General features: G+C 74.3%; 1 protein-coding gene. It reads left to right on the top strand.

Annotation, left to right across the window (positions count from 1 at the left end; translation table 11 throughout):
* Window positions 1-106: 106 nt before the first annotated feature.
* The coding region (locus tag VFZ92_RS42115) for a type I polyketide synthase (RefSeq protein ID WP_330883782.1) at window positions 107-3,087 on the top strand (2,981 nt) is incomplete at its 3' end.

Raw genomic sequence — 3,087 nt, 5'->3', positions numbered from 1 at the left:
CCCACCCACCCTCCCCACCTACCCCTTCCAACACCAACACCACTGGCCCACACCGTCACGGGGCACGGTCCCGGCGGCACCGGGCCTGCGGCCCACCGGCCACGCCGTGCTGGAAGTGGTGCTGGACCTGGCGAAGCCTGGGAGCACCGTCCTCACCGGACGGACCGATCCCCTCACCCCCTCGGCGCTGGTGGACGTCGCGCTCGCCGCGGCGGACGCGGTCGGCCGCGCCACGGTCGAGCACCTGCTGGTCGAAGCGGTCGCGGACGAAGCCGCCCGCCTCCAGGTGGTGGTCGAGGACGACGACGCGCAGGGCAAGCGCGCCTTCACGATCCTCGTCCTCGACGGCGAGTGGATCCCCTGCGCGCGGGGAACCCTCGGCGACGCCGAACCCGCGTTGCCCGGTCAAGGCGGCCCGGCGCGCACCGAGACCTCCATGACCGGGGACACCTCCGGGTACGTGCTGCACCCCGAACTCCTCGCCGCCGCGACGGTCGGGATCGACGGTGGCCTGCACCCCGTCGAGTGGACGAACCTCCGGGTCCACGCCACGGGCGCGGCGACCCTGCGCAGTCGGTGGTCCCGCGTCTCCGCGCACGTCTTCGGCTTCGACGCCCTCGACGCGTCCGATCAGCCGGTGCTGGCCGCGGACTCCGTCCGGTTCGGCGAAGTCCGCGCCGCGCAGGGAGATCCGGCGCGCCGCAACCTGTTCACCGAGCAGTGGCGGCCGATCGCGCTGCCCGACGCGGAACCGGGGAACTGGGCCGCGGTGGGGGAGTTCCCAGCGCACGTCCTGCCGGGCGTCCAGCGGTTCCCCGACCTCGACTCGGTTCCCGGCGCGGACGTCTGCCTGGTGCACTTCGCCGTCGGTGGTCACGCGGTGCGCCCCGTCCTGCGGCGTGCGCTCGACCTCGTGCGGCGGTGGCTCGCGGACGACCTGTTCTCCTCCTCCCGACTCGTGTTCCTGACCGAGCGGGCGACGGTGGACCCGGCGAGCAGCGCGCTGCGGGGCTTCGTCAGGACGGCGCAGTCCGAGCACCCCGGCCGGTTCGGCCTGATCGACGTCGACGGCGGAGCGGTGCCACCAGGGGCTGTGGCGTCGGCGCGGCCCCAGTTGGCGTTGCGCGGCCAGACGGTCCTGCGACCCGAGCTGGTGCGGGCCGAGATCGGCGCCCGCGTCGAGTGGGCGGAGGGCACGGTCCTCATCACCGGGGCCACCGGTGTGCTCGGCGGATTGCTCGCCCGGCACCTCGTGACCGCGCACCGCGTTCGACGCCTCCTGCTGCTGGGCAGGCGAGGGGCCGAGGCACCGGGAATGGCCGAGCTGGTCGCGGAACTCCGCGAGCGGGCCGAGGTGACCGTCGTCGCCTGCGACGTGGCCGACCGGGCGCAGCTCGCGGCCGTGCTGGACGCCGTTCCCGCCGAGCACCCGCTGACGGCCGTCGTGCACGCCGCCGGAGCGCTCGACGACGGCGTGGTCACCTCGCTGACCCCGGAGCGGCTGGAAACCGTGCTGGCGGGCAAGGTCGACGGCGCGCTGAACCTGCACGACCTCACCCACGACCTGTCCGCGTTCATCGTGTTCTCCTCCGTGGCAGGTGTGCTGGGCACCGCCGGTCAGGCCAACTACGCGGCCGCCAACGCCTTCCTGGACGGCCTGGCCCACGAGCGCCGGGCACAGGGACACCCCGCGCTGTCGCTCGCCTGGGGGCTCTGGGAGGCCCGCAGCGGCCTCACCGGTCACCTCACCGACGACGACGTGCGCAGGCTCACCGAGACGGGTGCCGCACCGCTGAGCACCCAGGAGGCGTTGGCGCTGTTCGACGCCGCACTGGGTGTCGACGCCGCCGTGGTCGTCCCGATGAAGCGGGGATCGACCTCCACCCGACGTCGGGCCGCGGTCAACGCGGCGGAGCCGGGAACCCTGGCCGCCGCGTCGGAGTCCGACCAGCTCGCGGCGATGCTGGCCGCGGTCCGCACGCACACCGCCGCGGTGCTCGGACACGCGTCGGCCGACACGATCGACACCGGACGGGCGTTCCGGGACATGGGTGTCGACTCGCTCACCTCCGTGCGCCTGCGCAACGCCCTGGCGGACGCCACCGGTCTGGCACTGCCCGCCACCGTCGTGTTCGACCACCCGACCCCCGCCGCGCTGGCGGCGTTCCTGCGCGCCGAACTCTTCGGTGCGGCCAGGGAGGAGGCGCGGCCCGTCGCGGCCGTCGCGGTCGACGAACCGATCGCGGTGATCGGCATGGCCTGCCGGTTCCCCGGCGGGGCGAGTTCACCGGAGCGGTTCTGGACCCTGCTCGCCGAGGGCGAGCACGCGATGACCGGCTTCCCGACCGACCGGGGCTGGCCGGGAGTGGTGCTGCGCGACCCGGAACGACCGGGTGTCGCACTGCGCCGCGAGGGCGGGATGCTGCACGACGCCGCGGAGTTCGACGCCGCCTTCTTCGGCATCTCCCCGCGCGAAGCGCTCGCGATGGACCCGCAGCAGCGGATCTTCCTGCACGCGGCGTGGGAGGCGGCCGAGCACGCCCGCCTCTCCCCGGACTCGTTGCGCGGCACCGCCACGGGCGTGTTCGTCGGCAGCAACGGCCAGGACTACGTCAACCTGACCGGCGCCAAGGAGAAGGGGAGCGGTGGCTACCTCATCACCGGCAGCTCCGGCAGCGTGCTGTCCGGCCGGGTGGCCTACACCCTCGGCCTGGAGGGGCCCGCGCTGACCATCGACACGGCGTGCTCGTCGTCGCTGGTCGCGATGCACCTGGCGGCCGAGTCCCTCCGCCGCGGCGAGTGCGGGCTCGCGTTCGCGGGCGGTGTCACGGTGATGTCGACGCCCGGCGCGTTCCTGGAGTTCAGCACGCAGGGCGGGTTGGCCGCCGACGCGCGCTGCAAGCCCTTCGCCGCCGCGGCCGACGGCACCGCGTGGGGCGAGGGCACCGGTGTGCTGCTGCTGGAGAAGCTGTCCGACGCCCGCCGCAACGGCCACCGCGTCCTCGCCGTCATCCGGGGCAGCGCTGTCAACCAGGACGGCGCCTCCAACGGCCTCACCGCCCCCAACGGCCTCGCCCAACAACGCGT

Origin of the sequence: Umezawaea sp. (assembly GCF_036375055.1) — a bacterium.
GTDB lineage: Bacteria > Actinomycetota > Actinomycetes > Mycobacteriales > Pseudonocardiaceae > Umezawaea.
The sequence above is the reverse complement of the archived record's forward strand: the minus strand, read 5'-3'. Positions and strand labels throughout refer to the sequence as shown.